Below are 18,219 nucleotides of genomic sequence, written 5' to 3'. Positions count from 1 at the left end.
CCACGGTGGCGTGATCCAGCGGGGGACGGGCGTCGAGGGCCCTGTCGGCGCGCCGACCATCGTGCGGGGTGGCTCCGGAACCGGCTTCTACCGGCGGCGTACGGCCCGCCGTACGAGCGTGCCCGCGGCGAGCAGGGACAGTGCGCCGGCTCCGGCCAGCGCGGCCGACGAACCGGTCGAAGCCAGGCTTCCGCCCTGCGCGGAGGCGGACGTCGCCGTGCCGCCCGAGGTGGTGCCGGCCGTGGATCCGCCCGCGGTCGTCCCGGCCGACGTCGAGCCGGACGTGCCGGAGGAGCCCGACGTCCCCGCCGAGCCGGAGGCACCCGACGCAGTCGTCCCGCCCGTCGACCCGGCGCCGCCGCTGCCACCGGTGGTCGCGTTCCCGCCCTTGGTCTTGACGACGATCTCGGCCCGGTCGTCCTGCGGCTTGTGGTCGAAGCCCGACATCATTTTGCTGAGCACGGTGATGGAGCCCTTGCCCGTGCCCGGGTGTGAGCCGAGTTGGAGCTCGAAGGGGTAGCTGACCTTCTCGTGCTCCAGGACGAACGCTCCGGTCATGCACCGGTAGTCGACACCGGCCGCCTCCACGGGGGCGTTCGGGTGGTCCTCGTCCTGTTCCTTGTGCGCCACCCAGCAGCCCTTCGGCGCCTTGATGACCTTGACTCCATCGGGGAAGTCGATGTCGACATAGGCGATGGGGCTGAACTCCCACAGCTCACTCACCCAAGCGGGCCCGAGGTTGTTCATTTCCAGGGCCGCCGTTACGTGCGCTCCGGCCGCGCCCTCGACCTGCGCGCCCTTGACCGACAGATCGGCCGTATTGGGATAGCGGAAGTCGTCGTCCGAGTCCACCTGAGGCGCGGGCTCACCCTTGGGCAGCTGCTCCAGCTTCAACGCGGGCCCGGTCCCCTTGGCTCCCGGCTTTTCCCCGCGCAACCGTGCCCGCGTGGCCGGCGTATCGGCGTAGGCAGCGGTCTGGAACCACTCCTTGTACGCGACGTCGCCGCCCACCATGTCGATCTTCGGCGCCACGTCGTAGGACGCACCGGGCTCATAGGTGCCGGGCACGAAGCAGAGCACGCTGTTGTGGATGAACTGGATCTTGCTTGCATCCTCCTGGAGGGTGCTGTACTCACAGTTGGAGAAACGCTGTGGCAACTCGATGCCGCGCGTGGTCTTGAATTCCAGGATGACTCCGTCGACCGCGTGCTCGCCCTTGTTGGTGAGGGCGAACCGGCCGTGCTGGACGACGCCGTGCTGACTGTCCTTGGGCAGATCGACCCATCCGAACTTCAGTTGCTCGCCAGTGGGTTGGCCGTCCGCGTGTGCCGAGCCCATCGCGCTCAGGGTCAGCAGTGCGGTGGCCGCCAAAATCGTCAGGTGACTTCTCATGCCGGTCCAGACCCGCAGCTCACCCCAGAGGTTGCCCCCCTGTCACCAGCCTGTCGCATTGCCGCGATTCCGTACAGGACGCGCTCGCCTCCCCGGATCGGCCGGCCCGCGTGCGGGCGTTCTGGCATTCTCGGGCTGTCCGGCGACGGAGGACCAGCGCCACCCAGGCGCGGCCCCGGGGTGTCCGGGCGCGGGAATGCGGAGGTATGCGGATGGGTCTCACTCGGCGAACCCTGCTCGCGGGCGCGACCGCGGGAACGGCGGCGACCCTCACCACCCCGGCCAACGCGACCCCGGCCCACGCCTCCCCCGAACACGCCACGCCCGCACCCGCCACGCCCCACACCCACCCCGCACGCACCGGCTTCGACCGCCTCGCCGCCGACGGCTACACCGCCCTGGCCGGCCAGAAGGTGGGTGTCGTCACCAACCCCACCGGGGTGACACGCGACGTGCGTCACATCGTGGACGTCATGCACGCCGACCACCGGGTCGACCTGAGCGCCGTCTTCGGCCCGGAGCACGGGTTCCGCGGCACGGCCCAGGCCGGCGGCTCCGAGGGGCGCTACGAGGACCCGGCGACCGGGCTGCCCGTGTACGACACGTACACGAAGAGCGGCCGCCCCCTCGCAGACATCTTCACCACCTCCGGCGTGGACACCGTCGTGTTCGACATCCAGGACGTCGGCGCCCGCTTCTACACCTACATCTGGACCCTGTACGACTGCATGGAGGCCGCCGCCCTCGCAGGCAAGCGGTTCGTCGTCCTGGACCGGCCCAACCCGGTGACCGGACGAGCCGCGTACGGGCCCGTCCTCGACCCGGCGTTCGCCACCTTCGTCGGACGGCAGCCCATCGCGCAGGCGCACGGAATGACCGCGGCCGAACTCGCCCGGCTCTACAACGCCGAGTTCCTGGGCGGGAAGGTGCGCTTGACCACCGTGCGCATGACCGGGTGGCGGCGCTCGGACTTCCACGACGTCACGGGGCTGCCGTGGGTGCCGCCCAGCCCCAACATGCCGACACCGGACACCGCCCTCGTCTACGCGGGCACCTGCCTCTTCGAGGGCACCAATCTGTCCGAAGGGCGCGGCACCACACGGCCCTTCGAGCTCCTGGGTGCCGAGGGCGTCGACGGCCGCTGGGCCGCCACGCTCCATGAACTCGCCCTGCCCGGCGTCCTGTTCCGTGAGACCTACTTCGCGCCGACGTTCTCCAAGTTCCAGGGGAGGACGGTGGGTGGCGTACAACTGCACATCCACGACCGGGAGTCGTTCGATGCCGTACGTACCGGCGTCGCCCTGCTCGTGACCGCGAAACAGGCGTGGCGCGGGTTCGCCTGGCGGCCCGACCACTGGATCGACAAGCTCACGGGCTCGGCCCTGGTACGGACGATGGTCGACGCGGGCGCCGGCCCGGACGAGATCGTCGCCGCCTGGCAGCCGGGGCTCGACGCCTTCCGGGAGGTACGCCGGGCGTACCTGATGTACGCCTGAGCGCAGCCGGCGGCCCCTCGCTGCGACCTTCGCCGTCGCGCGTATGGCCGACGGCGTGGTGCGGCGGGACGATGGGGGGCGCTCATCGTCGAGCGGACCGGAGGTCTGGCCATGACGGACATCGGAGTCGAGCCGTACCGGGAGATCACCTTCGACGCGGACGGCGACGCCGATCCCGCCGAGCGTGCCGCCCTGACCGCCGTGGACGCCACGGACCTGGTGCTGTTCGCACACGGCTGGAACAACACACCCGACACGGCACGGGGACTGTTCCGGAGGTTCTTCGCCGCCTTCCCCCCGCTACTGGCCACCTCCCCGGGGGCGCGGCTCGCGTACGGGGGTGTGATCTGGCCGTCGATCCGCTTCACGGACGAAAGCATCCCCGACTTTCCGCACGCCACGGCGGATGCCGTCGGCCCCGGCCTGGACGGCGCGACCGTGGCGGCGCTCAAGGGGTTCTTTCCCGGGCAGGACCATGCCATCGACACGATCGCCTCCTATCTGCGGGAACGGCCCGACTCCGAGCAGGCGTTCACGGACTTCGGGCGGCTGACGCGGCAGCTGGTCACGGCCGCCGCGGGCGCGGCCGGCGACCTGGCGCTCGACAGGGGCACAGGGGCGCCGCCCGCGATCCTGACGGACGACGTCCTGGAGCTGTGCCGGCGGTTCACGGCCGCGCTGGCCGAGACCGGGATGGACGTACAACCGGGCCCCGCGGGACCGTCGTTCTCGATCGGCGGCTCGCTCAAGCACCTCTGGGACGGCGCGAAGGAAGTGCTGCGCCAGTTGACCTACTACGAGATGAAGCACCGCGCCGGCACGGTGGGGCAGCACGGGCTGGGGCCGCTGATCGGACAACTCGCCGTCGCCAGACCCCAGGTGCGCGTGCACCTCGTCGGACACAGTCAGGGGGCCCGCCTCGTCGCGTTCGCCCTGGCGGGGCTGCCGCAGGGGGCGCGCAACCTGAAGTCGGTGACCCTGCTCGAAGGGGCCTTCTCGCACTACACCTTCGCCGAGCGGCTGCCCGAGGGCCTGGCGGGAGCGGGCGCCCTGAGCGACGCCCAGGGGCGGATCGACGGTCCGGTCGTCTCCTGCTACTCGCACTTGGACACCGCGCTCGGCGTCATCTACCCGCTGGCGTCCGCACTGTCCGGCGACTACGCGAGCGCCCTGCCCGGCCTCGACCGGCGGTGGTGGGCCATCGGCCACGACGGCATCCAGGCCGTCAGCCCCTGCACCACGCTGACCCTGGCCGAGGCGCTGCGCGACGGAGTGCCCGACTCGGGGTGCGTCAGCATCGACGCGGCGGCCGTGGTGAAGGACGGCGGGCCGCCCTCCGGCGCGCACAGCGACATCTGCCACCCCGAACTGGCCCGGGTGGTGCTGGCCGCGGGCCGGATCCTGGGGACCTGACCCGCGGCCGAACACCTCCCGGAGTCCTAGCGGTGGCTGGGGAACTCGACGACCTGCTGGTACGTCGGCCGGTTCTGCCAGTTGATCGCGGACTGGGTGATGCCACCGAGCGGGCGCTGCACGATGGAGTCGGCGCACCACTGGTCACCGGCCTTGCAGCCGGCGTCCCCCGGATAGACCTGGGCCGGGGTCTTGGCGGCGGCCTGCTTCAGCGTGGTGAGCAGGCTGTCGCGGCAGGCGTCGAGCTTGCCGTCGCCGCAGTAGGCGCGGGCCAGCGGACCCTGCACCGGCTGCCCGAGCACCGTACGCAGATCCTTGTCGACATAGCTCCACCAGCCGTACTGGAAGGCGGAGCCTGCGTGCGAGCCGGTCGGGCCGTGCCCGGCGGACGGTGATTCGTCGATGCCGAGGTTGGCGGTCAGAGCGGCGTAGAGCGGGTCGCCGAGCCCGGGACGGAACTCGGCCTCGACCAGCAGGGGCCACCAGGCGTCCATGAGGCGCACCGCATCGGGATGGGTGTACGTGTGCGAGCCCTGCGACGTCTCGCGGCGCTGGGTACCGTCGGCCGACCACGACTCCAATTGCTGCACCGCGGTGGACAGTTGAGGGTCGGTGACGGGGGCGCTGCGCAGCACCTTGAGCAGTTCGGGCAGCACGTCCTCGCCGCGCAGGTCGGTGACGGCGGCCTGCGCCATCGCCCGGGTCAGCGAGGAGCGGGTCACGCCGCCCTGTGCGACCAGCGCCTTCACCCGGCCGTCGAGGAGGTTCGCCCGGTGCACGGAGCCGTCGCCGAAGCCGGCCGTGGAGAAGTCCTTGGCCTGCTTGTTGTTCCACGACACGTAGTAGTCCTGGCCGGCCGACTGGGGGTGCTGGGCGGGCGGGGTGTAGGCGGCCGTGTTGGCGGCGGGGTCGAAGCCCTGCCATTCGTAGGCCTGCTCCGCCTTGACCGGCAGCGACGGGTCGACGTGGGGGTTGCGGACCGGGTTGAGGCCGCTGTTGTAGTACGCGGCGGTGCGCGAGTCCGCGTAGAACCAGTTGAAGGTGTAGTCGACGGACTGCGCCGCCTCCTGGAACGACGTGGCGTCCTTGACGAAGGAGGGGTCGTTCATCATCTGGAAGCCGATGATCGAGTCGGCGTCGTGGCGGTAGGTGGAGCGCAGTGAGGTGTACGCGACGGGCTTGCCTGCGACGGTGGCGCGGGCGGTGACGATGCCGTAGTTGGTGCGCCACACCTGCATCCGGTAGGAGCCGGCCGCGGTGGTGTCGGCGACGGTCGGCTTCCAGGAGTTGGTCTTCTCCAGCTTCTCCATCGGCGTGCACACGCCGCGGTAGACATAGTGGGTGGCGTCCTGGCACAGGTCCACCGCGTAGGTGTCGGTGATGTCCTGGCCCGCCGACGTGGCCGACCAGGCGTAGTCCTGGCCCCGGCCGAGCTGGACGTACATGCCGACGCCCGCGAAGGAGGCGCCGCGGGCGCTGATGCCGGGGCCCTGGATCTCCTGGAGCATCAGCAGCTGTGGCGCGAAGTAGCCGGTCTGGGGGCCGAAGACCGCCACCGGGTTGCCGCTCGCGGTGTGCGAGCCGGACACCACGAGGGCGTTGGACATGCCGCGCGGCTTGCCGAGGTCGATGCCGGGCAGCGCCCCGTTGTCGTACATGCCCTTCAGCGGCTTCAGCTTCGGCGGCACCTTCACGTCCGCCTTGGCGCCCGTGTTCGCCGAGCCGGTGCGGTCGTAGACGAGCTGTTCGGGGACGACGGAGCCGGGGTCGGGCATCGCGGCGCCCTGCGGGTCGGCGGGCTTGCCCGCGTAGGGGAAGCTGGTGCCGTCGTGGACGGTGAGCACGGCCTCGGGGTCGTTGCGCTCACGGAAGGACTCCCAGACCTTGGTGCCGTCGGCCACGCCGTACTTGGCCTGGGCCGCCTGGAGCGAGAGCGCGGCCTGCACCTCACCGCCTCCGCCGCCGCCGAAGAGGCCGCCCACCACGGAGGCGAGCGCGATCAGGTCGGTGAGCTTGAACGGCTGGATCTCCCCCACGTTCGTGATGGAGTCGATCTTTCCGGTCAGGACGTACTCACCGGGGAAGTAGCGGCCGTCCTTGGACTGCTTGGCGTAGGCGTTGATGCCGTCGACATAGGCCTGGGCGTCGGCCATGGCCTGTTCGCCGCGGGCGCCGTTGGCGGTGCGGATGCGGTCGACCTGCGCCTGGAGATCGGCCTCTGTGTACGGGGCCTGCGGCCAGAACTCCTGCTCAAGGCCCTGGTTGGCGAGGGCGCCGCCCGCGAACGAGGTGAGTTCGCCGCGCCCGATGTGCCGGAAGAGGTCCATGAGCCAGAGCCGGTCCTGCCCGGCCGCGTACCCGGCGCCGTACTCGGTGCCGTACCGCGTGGTGCCCTTGATGTGCGGGACGCCCGTCGCCTTGTCGCGGGTGATGGTGACATCGGGCCGGGGTGAACTCGACGACTGCGCCTGCCCGTTGGGCACGCCGAAGGAGGCGTCGTTGAAGAAGGCGTTGAGTTTGTCGTCGGTGAGTGAGGACTGGCCGGCCACCAGGGCGTCGTACTTGCCCAGCTCGTCGTCGCTGTGCGCGGGGTGGGTCCCGAAGACCTTGTTCCCCAGGATCTCGGCGAGGGTGGCGTTGCCGTTGGCGCCGGGCGGCAGGATGTCGGAGCACTGCCCCTGGCAGTGGTCGCCGTCGGTGGGCTCGGCGGCGCCGGCGGGTATCGCGGGGCCGAGCAGGGCGGCGCAGAGAGCGGTGACGGTGGCGGCGCAGGCGACAGCCCTGCCCCGTCCGACACTGCCCGTCAGGAGCCGGAGTCCCTTGCTTCTACTGGAAGTTCTGAGCCTTGCGGTGCGTCGTCGCATGCGCGCTCCTAGTGGGGGCCGATGCGCGGGAGGCTACTCAGGGGTACGGCGCCGCGTAAGGTGAACATGCGTCACCTTCTCCGAATGTCCACACGCCCGCACACCGCCGCCCGATCACGCCCCCGAGCACGGCGGGGGCCCCGGAAACCGTGCCCTTTCGGTCTACGCCGAAACGCGTATTCGTGACGGGTCCCGGGGGTTCTGCCGGGCGGGCCCGTACGGAACGGGCCGGTGAGACCCAAGTGCCCTGCGATGAAAGACCGGTTGACGGGTCTGGGGATGTGGCGGTGGCCTGGGGCTTGCGTCGCGGGGGGCTTTCCCGGAACCGCTTCCGGCCTGGCGTTTCGGCCATTCCGTCAGGTCGGCGGGGCAACCGGCCCATACGCGCCACGTTCTGAGGAACCCGGGAGAATCGGATTCCAACCCCGGGGACAGGGTAGGCGAAACCCCCGTAACGGACGTCACCGGAAATTCGATGGAGCCGGATCGCCTTCCGGTACGTCCATTCCTCGACGCCGAAGTACGAGCGACGGAGGTGGCAGGGCCATGGCTGGTTTCCGCAGTCTGGCAAGACAGGTGCGCGACCCGAGGAACGATCTCGCGCTGCGGCGGTACTCGCTGCGCAAGTGCCTGGAGCGGTTCGCCCCTTACGGGCACCGGGCGACCTGGGACCACTTGTGCGGCAGGCACCGCATCGGGCCCGAGGACCGGGCCCCCGATCCGGGGCGGCTGGTGGCCGCACTGGAGGAGCTGGAGGCGGCGCGGGCCGTCTGGCTCGCCTACGAAGTGGAGTTCGCCAGGCGCAGGAAGCGCGAGAAGCACGCGGGGCTGCGCCGCCCGGGCTCCTTCGACGACTGGCACCGGCGCACCTGGGGCGGTTTCGGAATCGCCTGGTGCGACGATCCCGCCACCCATCCCACCGAGCCCCTGGCCGAGGTACTGGGCCGCATGATCTCGGCACTGCGGTCCGCGCCCGGCGCGGCGTGCCCGGTCTGCGGAGAGAGCCGGCTGGTGTGGAGCCAGGACCTGGCCCACGAGCCCTGGTTCGGACCGGTCTGCTCGGGTTGCGGGATCCTGGTGCCGCAGCCGGTGCTGACCTGCGAGGCCCTGACGCGGGCGAAGGCGGCATGGCGCGGAGAACTGGCATCGGTGGCATGAGGCGCGCGGGGGCGAGCCGACTCTCCCCCGCGTCGTCAACGGCCCTTTCACCACCGGGTGCCGCCCGGCCACGCCTCGGTCGGCCGGCACGAGGAGGACGCCGACGAACCGGCGGCCGCGTTGCTCGACCGGCGTGGGCGTCGAGGCACGCATCCGGCCCGGCACGAACACCGCGCGCCGCTTCGGCGGCCGCTGGGGGCACCAGCCGTCAGGGCTTGCGTTCGGCCAGGAGGCGGGAGCCGGCCCTGCTGGTGCCGAAGACGTCGTCCGGGTTGGACAGGACGCAGGTGTCCAGGGACAGGCAGCCGCAGCCGATGCAGTCCGTGAGGTGGTCGCGCAGGCGACCCAACTGCGCTATACGCTGGTCGAGTTCGGCCCGCCAGGCCTCGGACAGGCGCGCCCAGTCCTCCCGCGTCGGAGTGCGCTCCTCGGGGAGCTCGGCCAGCGCGTCCCGGATCGTGGCCAGCGGGATGCCCACGCGCTGCGCGGCCCGGACGAACGCGACACGGCGCAGGGTGTCCCGGTCGTAGCGGCGCTGGTTGCCGGAGGTGCGGCGGCTGCTGATGAGCCCCTTGGACTCGTAGAAGTGCAGGGCGGACACGGCGGCCCCGCTGCGTGCGGCCAGCTGCCCGACCGTGAGCTCGTGGATCTTCTCTGGAATCTGCGGCACCCCGCGAACCCTACTGGCCGCTCGTTGACAGGACCGGTGGCCCCAACCATGCTGAGCTAGCTGAGCAAGCGCTTGGACATGTGCGCGTGAGCGTCGCGAGAGGCAGGGACCAGGGACATGGCAGAGCCGAGGATCTTCACGTCCGCCGAAGAGCTGAGGGCCGGTGTGGGCGAGCAGCTGGGGCACAGCGACTGGCTGGAGATCGACCAGAAGCGGATCGATCTGTTCGCCGATGCGACAGGCGACCACCAGTGGATCCACGTCGATCCGGTGCGGGCCGCGACAGGACCCTTCAAGACGACGATCGCGCACGGCTATCTCACGCTCTCACTGCTGCCCACCCTGACTCCGCAGGTCCTGCGCGTCGAGGGCATGAAGATGGGCATCAACTACGGCACCAACAAGGTCCGCTTCCCCTCCCCCGTGCCGGTCGGCTCGCGACTGCGCGCCACCGCGGAGCTGACCGAGGTCGTGGAGGCGGGCGGCGGCGTCCAGGTCACCGCGAAGGTCACCGTGGAGCGCGAGGGCGGGGACAAGCCGGTGTGCGTGGCCGAATCGGTCTCGCGCTACTTCTTCTGAGCAGACCGGGGCCTCGAACCCGCCCCGCCCCGCTCGGCACGGCACGGCACGGCACGGCACGGCACGGCACGGCACGGCACGGCACGGCACGGCAGCACGCTAAGACGCGGGCGCACGCTCAGGCACGGCCGCACGCGAAGGCGCAGGCGCACGCGCACGCGCACGTGAAGGCACGGGCGCCCGGCGCCGCTCCCGCGCGGCCGGGCCGAGCGCCGGGGCCCGTTACTTCTGCGCGCCGACCATGCGCAGCACGAGGTCGGCGTACAGCGCGCCGACCTCGTCGGGTGTGCGGCGGCCCTCGGTGTTGAACCAGCGGGCCACATCGATGCAGAGCGACAGCACGGCGAGGGTGGTGCCCGGCACGTCCGGCACGTCGAACTCGCCCGCCGCCACCCCGTCGTTGAGGATGCGGCGCACCGCGGCGTCGCTCTGCCTGCGCAGTTCCACGATCTCGGTGCGGTGCTCGTCACCGAGCGCGTCGAGCTCGTACTGGACCACCCGCGCCGTCGTGTGATGGCCCGCGTGCCAGCGGACGAAGGAGCGGACCGCGGCGGCCAGCCGGTCGGCGGCGCCGCCTTCGCCCTCGGCCGCGGACCGCAGGATCTCCAGGGCCTTGTCGTGGCCGATCCGGCTGATCCGGTGGAGCAGTTCTTCCTTGGTCTTGTAGTGGATGTAGAGCGCCGCCGGGCTCATGCCGGCCCGGCCGGCGATGTCCCGGGTGGTGGTCGCGTGATAGCCGCGCTCGGCGAAGGCCTCGACGGCGGCGACGAGCAGCCTCCTGGCAGCCTCGGGCGTGACCTCGCCCCACGGCTTTTCCTCGCCGCCGGCCGTCTCCTCGGTCACGTCAGCCGTGCCCATCGCTCCGCCCCTTTCGTCCGTCCGCGCTTCGTTCAGCAGGACGAACACCATACCCCGAGGGTGAGCAAGCGCTTAGAGCTTCTGGAACGGATCGTGTTCGGCGAGCAGCTTCTCCAGGCGGGCCTGGTCGACGCGGCTGACGATCTGGCCGGCCTCCTGCCGGTCCCTGATCACCTTGGCCAGCGTGAAGGCGGACGTGACGAGGTAGAGGACCGCCATGGCCAGGAACGCGCGCACCCAGGCGTCCGCCTGGAGCCGGAGGATGCCGATCGCGGTGGCGACGAGAGCGATCGAGAAGGCGGCGACGGCCTGGCCGTAGTAGGCCGCGGTGTTCTGCTGTTTGACCTGTGTGTCACTCATGGGCGACAGCATGCGGCGGATGTGGCACGGGCCACATCCGCTCTCGTACTCAGGACGTACTCAGCCGGCCCTCGCAGACGTCTCTCGCAGACGTCTCTCGCAGACGTCTCTCGCAGCTGCCCCTCGCAGACGTTCGCCGCAGGTGTCCGGGAGCTCGGCGCATGCTCGACGGCCAGGGGGTCAGAAGGCCGAAACTCCGGTCTCCGCACGGCCGATGATCAGCTTCTGGATCTGGCTCGTGCCCTCGTACAGGGTCATCACACGGGCGTCGCGCAGCAGCTTTCCGACCGGGTACTCGTCGATGTAGCCGTAGCCGCCGAAGACCTGGAGGGCGTTGTTGGCGGCGCGCACCGCGGCCTCCGAGGCGAACAGCTTCGCCTTGGAGGCGGCGGTCGCGAACTCCTCACCCCGGTCGACGAGGTCGGCGACCCGCCAGGTGAGCAGCCGGGCCGCGTCGACGTCGACCGAGATGTCGCTGATCAGCTCCTGCACGAGCTGGTAGTGGGCGATCGGCTTGCCGAACTGCTCGCGCTCCGTGGCATACCGCACGGCCGCGTCCAGTGCGGCCTGCGCGATGCCGACGCAGCCGGCCGCGACCGACATCCGCCCCTTGGCGAGCGCGGACATCGCGATGGAAAAACCCTTGCCCTCGGGGCCCATGAGCGCGCTCGCCGGGACCCGCACGCCGTCGAGCACCAGCTCGGCGGTGGCCTGGCCGCGCAGGCCGAGCTTGCCGTGGATGGTGCGACGGATGAGCCCGGGGGTGTCGGTGGGGACCAGGAAGGCGGAGATGCCGCGGTGGCCCGGGGTGTCGTTGGTGCGCGCGAAGAGCAGCACCACATCGGCCCAGGTGCCGTTGGTGATGAACATCTTCGCGCCGTCGATCACATACCCGTCGCCGTCCCGCACGGCCTTCGTGGCGAGGCTGCCCGCGTCCGAACCCGTGCCAGGCTCGGTCAGTCCGAAGCAGCCGATCGCGTCACCCGAGGTCAGCCGGGGCAGCCAGGCGCGCTTCTGCTCCTCGTCGCCCCAGGACGCGATCGTCTTGGCGACCAGGCCGAGGGAGACCGAGACGATGCCGCGGACCGAGGAGTCGCCACGGCCCAGCTCCTCGGTGACCAGGCAGTAGGCGAGGTGGTCGCCGCCCGAGCCGCCGTACTCCTCGTCGATGGTGAGCCCGAGGAAGCCGAGCGCGCCCAGCTTCTTCACGATCGACTTGTCGACGTTCTCGGCGCGGTCCCAGTCGACGACGTGCGGGGTGATCTCACGGTCGACGAAGTCCTTGGCGAGCCGGCGGACGGCTTCCTGTTCCTCGCTCAGCTCCAGGTTCATGCCCCTGCACCCCAAATTTAATTACCACTGCTAGTTTTCGGTTGGCAGGCCTACTATGTGCCGCATGGCCCGACCGCGCAAGCCCCTCCTGAGCACCGACCGCATCGTCGCGGGGGCGGGCGCGCTCGTGGACGCGGAAGGGCTCGCGGCCGTGTCGACCCGCCGCCTCGCGGCCGAACTGGGCGTCAGCGGACCCTCGCTCTACAACCACTTCCGCACCAAGGACGAGATCCTGGAGGCCGTCGCCGACGCCACCTCCGCACAGGTCGACCTGTCGATGTTCGACGAGGGCGACGGCCGCGACTGGCGGACCGCCCTGCACGACTGGGCGGTCGCCTACCGCGCGGTCCTGACCCGGCACCCCAACATCGTTCCGGTGCTCGCCCAGGGCCCCGGCCGCCGCCCGGCCGGACTGCGGCTCGCGGACGCGGTGTTCGGGGCGATGGTCGCGGCCGGCTGGCCGCCCGCCCAGGCCACCAGGATCGGCGCCCTGATGCGGTACTTCATCATGGGCTCGGCGCTCGGCTCCTTCGCCCGGGGCTTCGTGGACGACGAGGCGGCGTACGACCCGGCCAACTATCCGCACCTGGGCCAGGCGCACCTCCTCGCCGAGCGCCAGGAGAAGATCGACGAGGGCGCCTTCGAGACGGGCCTGCGGGCCTTGCTCGACGGGCTGGCGCTCCAGTACGAGGCGCTGCGGGCCGAGGGGCCGAAGGGCTGAGCGAGGGGGCTGAGCGAGGGGGCTGGGGGCGCGGGTCGGGTCCGCGCGGGCCCGTGCCGAGTGCGGGTGCCCGGGGTCGGCGGCCGGGGGCGGCGGCCGGGGTGAAATTCCCGGAGGACGGACGCGTCCTGTGCCTACTGTCCTCCCATGACGAACTCCTCCTCCGAGCCCCGTTCCGCTCGGCTCGCCCTCGCCGCCGCGGGGGTCTCCGTGGTGCTGTGGGCCTCCGCCTTCGTGTCCATCCGCAGCGCCGGCGCCGCCTACTCGCCGGGCGCCCTCGCCCTGGGCCGGCTGCTCGCCGGAACGGTCGTGCTCGGCGTCCTGCTGCTGATACGCCGCGAGGGGCTGCCGCCGCGGGCCGCATGGCCGGGCATCATGGCTTCCGGAGTGCTGTGGTTCGGCTGCTACATGGTGGCTCTCAACTGGGGTGAGCAGCAGGTCGACGCCGGGACCGCGGCGATGATCGTGAACATCGGCCCCATCCTGATGGCGCTGCTCGCTTCACGCTTCCTCGGCGAGACGCTGCCGCCGCGACTGATCGCGGGAATGGGCGTCTCCTTCGTGGGCGCGGTGGCGGTGGGAATCTCGATGTCGGGCGAGGGGCACGCGTCCGTGCTGGGCGTGGTGCTGTGCCTGTGCGCGGCGGCGACGTACGCGGCCGGCGTGGTGTTGCAAAAGCCGGCGCTGCGCCACGGCAGTCCGCTCCAAGTCACCTTCTTCGGCTGCCTGGTGGGGGCGGTGGCCTGTCTGCCATTCAGCGGGCAACTGCTGTCGGACGCGGCGGACGCACCCGCCTCGGCGACGCTCAACATGGTCTACCTCGGCGTGTTCCCCACCGCGCTCGCCTTCACCACGTGGGCGTACGCGCTCGCCCGTACCTCGGCGAGCCGGATGGGGGCGACGACGTACGTGGTGCCGGCGCTGGTCGTGCTGCTGTCCTGGGTGGCGCTCGACGAGGTGCCGGGGGTGCTGACGCTTCTGGGCGGGGCGATCTGCCTTGCGGGGGTGGGGGTTTCGCGGTCGCGAGGGCGGGTCGGGATGCGCGGGGCCGCGCCGGCGCCTGGGGCCGCCCCGCTGTCCCCTCCTTCGAGCGAGACAGCGGGGCGCGTCAACTGAGCGTGGGTGGGGGCCGGATGCTCGGGTGCGTGCTGCGTGTGGCCGGGCGCGCAGTTCCCGCCCCCCATCGAGGTCCGGCCTCCCCCGAAACGCGAGGCCCGGCCTCCCCCGAAACGCGGGGCCCGGCCTCCCGCACCCCGTGGCCGCTCCGCTAGAACACCACCAGCGCCCTGCCGCCCCGGCCCGCCAGCATGGAGTCGAAGGCCGTCGGGATGGCGTCCAGCGTGATGTGGTCGGAGACCAGGGTGGTCAGGTCCAGGCGGCCCGCTCGGACGTGGTCGGCCAGGACCGGGAGGTCCTTCGCCGGGTCGCAGTTGCCGTAGACACAGCCCGCCAGGGTGCGGCCCCAGTGGAAGATCTCCAGGGCGTTGAAGGTGACCTGCTGGTCCTTGCCCCCGATGCCGACGACCGTCGTGCGGCCGCCGCGCCGGGTCGACTCCCAGGCGGTACGGATGGTGACGGCGCGGCCCACGCATTCGACGGCCACGTCGGTGCCCTGACCGCCGGTGAGCCTGCGGATGTCCTTGGCGGTGGTCTCGGAGGCGACGACGAAGTCGGTCGCGCCCGCCGCGCGGGCCAGCTCCTCCTTCTCCGGGGAGACGTCGACGGCGATGATCTGCGCGGCGCCCGCGATCCGGGCCGACTGGAGGGTGGCGAGTCCCACGCCGCCCGCGCCGAACACCGCGACCGTCTCGCCCGCCCGCACCCGCGCGGAGTGGTGGATCGCCCCGTACCCGGTGAGGACCGCGCAGCCGAGCAGGGCGGCCTCGGCGAGCGGGATGCCTTCGGGGAGCGGGATCAGGCAGTTCTCGGCCACGACGGTCTCCTCGGCGAACGCCGCCACGTTCAGGCCGGGGTGCAGCTCCCTGCCGTCGGCGGTGCGCGCGTACACCGAGGCCGCGCCGTTCAGCGCGTTGACGCAGAGCCACACCTCGCCGAGCGAGCAGGGGTGACAACTGCCGCAGGAGGGCGCCCAGTTGAGGACGACCTCGGCGCCGGGCGCGACGGAGGTGACCCCCTCGCCGACGGCGACGACCGTGCCCGCCCCCTCGTGGCCGAGGACGGCCGGGACCGGGACCCTCATGGTGCCGTTGGTGAGGGAGAGGTCGGAGTGGCAGACCCCGGCGGCGGCCAGGCGGACCCGCACCTGGCCGGGGCCGGGCTCGGGGAGTTCGATGTCGGTGATCTCCAGCGGAGAGCCGACGGCGGGCAGTACGGCGGCGCGAACCATGGCTTGCGTTGCTCCTGAACGGTGGGAGGAGAAAGGGGGCGGCGGTCTCAGAACTGGAGCGACTTGGTCTGCACATACTCCGTCAGACCGTGGACGCCGAGCTCGCGGCCCACCCCCGACTGCTTGTAACCGCCGAACGGGGCAAGGGGGTTGAACCGGCCGCCGTTGATGTCGACCTGGCCGGTGTCCATGCGGCGGGCGAAGGCGACGGCCTCCGCCTCGTCGGCCGCCCAGACCGCGCCGGCCAGGCCGTACACCGTGCCGTTGGCGATCCGCAGGGCGTCGTCCTCGTCCTCGTACTTGATGAGCGAGACGACCGGGCCGAAGATCTCCTCCTGGGCGATGGTCATCTCGTGGGCGACGTCCGCGAAGACGGTCGGCGCGACGTAGTAGCCGCGCTCCAGGGGCGCATCGGCGCCGCCCGCCACGACGCGGGCACCCTCGCGCACGCCCGTGTCGATGTACCCGCGGACGCGCTCGCGCTGCTTGGCGTTGACGAGCGGGCCGACACGGTCGCCGACGGTGTACTTGGCGGCGGCGGCCGATGCGAGCTCGACGGCCTCCTCGTACTGGTCGGCGTGGACCAGCATCCGCGTCCAGGCGCTGCACGTCTGGCCGGAGTTGCTCATCACGTTGGCGACGCCCACGTTGACGGCCTTCGCGAGGTCGGCGGAGGGCAGGATGACGTTGGCGGACTTGCCGCCGAGCTCCAGGGCGACCCGCTTGACCGCCGCGCCGGCCGTCGCGCCGATCTTCTTGCCGACGGCCGTCGAGCCGGTGAAGGAGACGAGGTCGACCCCTTCGTGCTCGGCCAGCGCCTGCCCGGCGACCGGCCCGAGGCCGGTGACCAGGTTGAACACCCCGGCGGGCAGGCCGGCTTCGTGCACCGCCTCGGCGAAGAGCTGCGCGGTCAGGGGTGTGTCCTCCGCGGGCTTGAGGACGACCGTGCAGCCCGCCGCCAACGCGGGCGCCACCTTGTTGACGATCTGGTGCAGCGGATAGTTCCAGGGCGTGATCGCGCCGACGACACCGACCGGCTCCTGAAAGACGGTGGAATTGCCGACCTTCTCCTCGAAGGCGTAGGAGGCGGCCAGTTCGGCGTACGAGCCGGCGATCGCGATGGGCAGCCCGGTCTGCACGGCCTGGGCGAAGGGCAGCGGGGCGCCGAGTTCGGCGTTGATGGTCTCGGCGATCTCGTCCTTGCGGGCCACCAGCCGGTCGCGCAGCGCGGCGAGCTTCGCGGCGCGCTCGGCCGGCGCTGTCGCCGCCCAGGCCGGGAAGGCCTCGCGGGCGGCGCGTACCGCCGCGTCGATGTCCTCGGCCGTCCCGGCCGGGACATGGGCGATGACCTGTTCGTCGACGGGGTTCACCACCGCGATGCCGTCCTGGCCCGCGGCGGCTCGCCACTCGCCGCCGATGTACATGCCGTCGTGGGCCTTCATCGCATTTCCTCCCGGGGAACCAGTGTCGTCCGCCCCTCAAACTAGCGCTGTTAGTTTTTGGGCGCCAGGGGTGTCTCGCGGGCCCGGGTCCGGCGCCGGGCGCGGTGGGACGCGGACACGGGGGTCAGATGATGCCGAACAGGATGCCCGAGCCCAGCACCACGAGGCAGGTGATCGCCGCCCACTTCACGGTGAAGCGCGTGTGGTCGCCGAACTCCACCTTGGCCATGCCGACCAGGACGTACACCGCCGGGACCAGCGGGCTCGACATGTGCAGGGCCTGACCGGCCAGTGAGGCGCGGGCGATCTCCAGGGAGGAGACGCCGTGCGCGGCGCCCGCCTCGGCGAGTACGGGCAGGACGCCGAAGTAGAAGCCGTCGTTCGACATGAAGTAGGTGAGCGGCAGGCTGAGGAGGCCGGTCACCAGGCCCATCTGCGAGCCCATGCTGTCCGGCACCACACCGACCAGCCAGTCCGCCATGTGCTTGACCATGCCGGTGCCGTTCAGCACACCGGTGAAGACGGCGGCCGCGAAGACCATGCCGGAGACGTTGACGACATTGTCGGCGTGGGCGGCGATGCGGGCCTTCTGGTCCGGGATGTGCGGGAAGTTCACCGTCAGCGCGAGGGCGGCGCCGATCAGGAAGAGCACCGGGATCGGCAGCCACTCCATGATCATGGAGGTGAGCAGCGCGACGGTGAGCAGCGCGTTGAACCAGTACAGCTTGGGCCGCAGGGTCTCCCGGGCGGCGTCGAGCCCCTGGAAGTCGTCGCCTTCCGGGGCGTGGGTACCGTCACCGCCACTCGCGCCGCCGCCCGTCGTACGCGGGGCGTCCGCCGAGCCGCCGGCGCCGACCAGGACGGTCTCGGACTCCGGTTCGAGGACGTTGTCCAGACAGAGGTAGCCGACGCGCTTGCGCTCGCGCATGCCGAGGACGTACGAGAGGACGAGTACGGCGACCAGGCCGACGGCCAGCGCGGGGATCATCGGCACGAAGATGTCGGAGGCGTCCACCTTGAGCGCGGTCGCGGCGCGGGCGGTCGGGCCGCCCCACGGCAGGGTGTTCATCACGCCGTTGGCGATGGCGGCCACGCCGGTCATCACGACGAGGCTCATGCCGAGCCGCTTGTACAGCGGGTACATCGCCGAGACGGTGATCATGAAGGTGGTGGAGCCGTCGCCGTCGAGCGAGACGATCGCGGCGAGCACGGCGGTGCCGACGACCACGCGCATCGGGTCTGCCTTGCAGAAGCGCAGAATGCCCCGGACCACCGGGTCGAAGAGGCCCACGTCGATCATCACGCCGAAGTAGACGATCGCGAACATGAGCATCGCTGCGGTCGGTGCGAGCGACCCGACGCCCTTGATGACGTAGTCGCCGAGATGGGCTCCCTTGCCGACGAAGACACAGAAGAGAGCGGGGATCAGAACCAGCGCCGCGATCGGCGACATCTTCTTCAGCATGATCAGGACCAGGAAGGTCGCGATCATGGCGAAGCCGAGGATGGTCAGCATGGAGGACACCTAACGTTCACCCTTGAACTTCCACCAGGGGCTGGCGGTGCGGATGACGTTAGGTCGCCGTT

15 protein-coding genes are annotated in these 18,219 nt (G+C 71.2%); 6 read left to right on the top strand and 9 right to left on the bottom strand.

What is annotated here, in order from left to right; translation table 11 throughout:
- Positions 1–87: 87 nt before the first annotated feature.
- Positions 88–1,392, bottom strand: coding sequence for a hypothetical protein (locus ACGFW5_RS13480; protein ID WP_393834351.1), 1,305 nt, complete (start codon positions 1,390–1,392; stop codon positions 88–90).
- A 212-nt stretch (positions 1,393–1,604) separates the two neighbouring features.
- Here ACGFW5_RS13480 and ACGFW5_RS13475 point away from each other — a divergent pair, with 212 nt between their 5' ends.
- Positions 1,605–2,888 (top strand): exo-beta-N-acetylmuramidase NamZ domain-containing protein, encoded by a 1,284-nt coding sequence (locus tag ACGFW5_RS13475; protein ID WP_393834350.1) that lies wholly within the window; start codon positions 1,605–1,607, stop codon positions 2,886–2,888.
- A gap of 111 nt (positions 2,889–2,999) precedes the next feature.
- Complete coding sequence (locus tag ACGFW5_RS13470) at positions 3,000–4,301, top strand: serine-threonine protein kinase (RefSeq protein ID WP_393834349.1); 1,302 nt, start codon at positions 3,000–3,002, stop codon at positions 4,299–4,301.
- 26 nt (positions 4,302–4,327) lie between these two features.
- On the opposite strand, the gene ACGFW5_RS13465 is transcribed toward ACGFW5_RS13470, so the two are convergent.
- The gene (locus ACGFW5_RS13465; RefSeq protein ID WP_393834348.1) at positions 4,328–7,165 is read right to left on the bottom strand and encodes a penicillin acylase family protein; all 2,838 of its coding nucleotides are present in this window, start codon (positions 7,163–7,165) and stop codon (positions 4,328–4,330) included.
- A gap of 546 nt (positions 7,166–7,711) precedes the next feature.
- On the opposite strand from ACGFW5_RS13465, the gene ACGFW5_RS13460 reads away from it, so the two are divergent.
- Positions 7,712–8,323: a hypothetical protein gene (locus ACGFW5_RS13460; protein ID WP_393834347.1), complete on the top strand. Its 612-nt coding sequence runs from the start codon at positions 7,712–7,714 to the stop codon at positions 8,321–8,323.
- A 208-nt stretch (positions 8,324–8,531) separates the two neighbouring features.
- Here ACGFW5_RS13460 and soxR read toward each other — a convergent pair whose 3' ends face one another.
- Entirely contained in the window at positions 8,532–8,993 is a 462-nt protein-coding gene (gene soxR, locus ACGFW5_RS13455) for a redox-sensitive transcriptional activator SoxR (RefSeq protein WP_393834346.1), read from the bottom strand.
- Between the two features lie 117 nt (positions 8,994–9,110).
- Between soxR and ACGFW5_RS13450 the strand changes: the two genes are divergently transcribed.
- Positions 9,111–9,572, top strand: a complete 462-nt coding sequence (locus ACGFW5_RS13450; RefSeq protein WP_393834345.1) for a MaoC family dehydratase — start codon at positions 9,111–9,113, stop codon at positions 9,570–9,572.
- Positions 9,573–9,794: 222 nt separating this feature from the next.
- Here the strand turns inward: ACGFW5_RS13450 and ACGFW5_RS13445 are convergent, their stop codons facing one another.
- The 3 genes from ACGFW5_RS13445 to ACGFW5_RS13435 form a co-directional block, all read right to left on the bottom strand.
- Positions 9,795–10,430 carry a TetR/AcrR family transcriptional regulator gene (locus ACGFW5_RS13445; RefSeq protein ID WP_393834460.1) on the bottom strand — a complete coding sequence of 212 codons (636 nt, stop codon included), beginning with the start codon at positions 10,428–10,430 and terminating at the stop codon, positions 9,795–9,797.
- Positions 10,431–10,502: 72 nt separating this feature from the next.
- Complete coding sequence (locus ACGFW5_RS13440) at positions 10,503–10,790, bottom strand: YiaA/YiaB family inner membrane protein (RefSeq protein WP_393834344.1); 288 nt, start codon at positions 10,788–10,790, stop codon at positions 10,503–10,505.
- 180 nt (positions 10,791–10,970) lie between these two features.
- Complete coding sequence (locus ACGFW5_RS13435) at positions 10,971–12,122, bottom strand: acyl-CoA dehydrogenase family protein (protein WP_393834343.1); 1,152 nt, start codon at positions 12,120–12,122, stop codon at positions 10,971–10,973.
- Between the two features lie 55 nt (positions 12,123–12,177).
- Here ACGFW5_RS13435 and ACGFW5_RS13430 point away from each other — a divergent pair, with 55 nt between their 5' ends.
- Positions 12,178–12,843 carry a TetR/AcrR family transcriptional regulator gene (locus tag ACGFW5_RS13430; RefSeq protein ID WP_393834342.1) on the top strand — a complete coding sequence of 222 codons (666 nt, stop codon included), beginning with the start codon at positions 12,178–12,180 and terminating at the stop codon, positions 12,841–12,843.
- A gap of 147 nt (positions 12,844–12,990) precedes the next feature.
- Positions 12,991–13,959: a DMT family transporter gene (locus ACGFW5_RS13425; RefSeq protein ID WP_393834341.1), complete on the top strand. Its 969-nt coding sequence runs from the start codon at positions 12,991–12,993 to the stop codon at positions 13,957–13,959.
- Between the two features lie 151 nt (positions 13,960–14,110).
- On the opposite strand, the gene ACGFW5_RS13420 is transcribed toward ACGFW5_RS13425, so the two are convergent.
- The 3 genes from ACGFW5_RS13420 to ACGFW5_RS13410 all read right to left on the bottom strand — a co-directional run bounded on the left by ACGFW5_RS13420 (position 14,111) and on the right by ACGFW5_RS13410 (position 18,148).
- Positions 14,111–15,190: a Zn-dependent alcohol dehydrogenase gene (locus ACGFW5_RS13420; RefSeq protein WP_393834340.1), complete on the bottom strand. Its 1,080-nt coding sequence runs from the start codon at positions 15,188–15,190 to the stop codon at positions 14,111–14,113.
- A 47-nt stretch (positions 15,191–15,237) separates the two neighbouring features.
- On the bottom strand, positions 15,238–16,632 hold the full coding sequence (locus ACGFW5_RS13415; protein WP_393834339.1) for an aldehyde dehydrogenase family protein: 1,395 nt from the start codon (positions 16,630–16,632) through the stop codon (positions 15,238–15,240).
- A 124-nt stretch (positions 16,633–16,756) separates the two neighbouring features.
- Positions 16,757–18,148, bottom strand: coding sequence for a CitMHS family transporter (locus ACGFW5_RS13410; protein WP_393834338.1), 1,392 nt, complete (start codon positions 18,146–18,148; stop codon positions 16,757–16,759).
- Between the last annotated feature and the right edge of the window lie 71 nt (positions 18,149–18,219).

This window comes from Streptomyces sp. NPDC048416 (assembly GCF_043200435.1).
Classification (GTDB): Bacteria; Actinomycetota; Actinomycetes; order Streptomycetales; family Streptomycetaceae; genus Streptomyces.
This window is presented reverse-complemented; position numbering and strand designations above follow the sequence as displayed.